The organism is Bartonella sp. B10834G3, from assembly GCF_016102505.1.
Taxonomy (GTDB): Bacteria; Pseudomonadota; Alphaproteobacteria; order Rhizobiales; family Rhizobiaceae; genus Bartonella; species Bartonella choladocola.
In genome coordinates this window covers 1-439 of sequence record NZ_JACFOM010000018.1, presented here as the reverse complement: position 1 = coordinate 439, position 439 = coordinate 1, and the positions used below count along the sequence as shown (strand labels likewise).

At 45.3% G+C, this 439-nt stretch carries 1 protein-coding gene; it reads left to right on the top strand.

Annotated features, from left to right (window positions below; genetic code table 11):
- On the top strand, positions 1-439 hold a 439-nt coding region (locus H3S94_RS11760; RefSeq protein ID WP_198241180.1), incomplete at both ends, for a hypothetical protein.

The following is a 439-nucleotide window of genomic DNA, read 5'->3' as shown; positions in this document are numbered from 1 at the left end:
TATTGAACTGAAACAAGCAAGCCCATTATGGGATAAGCAGTTAACGCTACACTCATCAACGGTTGATGGCGCTATTTACGTTTCCTCTAAAGATGGAACAAAGACGCAAAACTGTTCGGTTGCCGTAACAATTCCTCAGTCGTGGATGAATGATTTCGGGGATAATAACCACAACCTTAATCTATCATTCACAGACAAAACCGCTTTCGATACCATCAGCTCGCCCGGTTATCGCAAGCCAAACGGTGGCGGCGGTGTAGGCGCATGTGATGTCTATTCTAACGTAAATAACTACACTCCTTTGAAACCTGATCTGCAAGGAAGTGGTAGCGTTGAGTTTGAAGCCTATACGACGAACCCGGAATCCAGCACTTTTTTCAGTGTTCCATTGACAGGTAGTCGTATGGATGCCGGCAAGCTGTCGTCAATTACGGTCAAT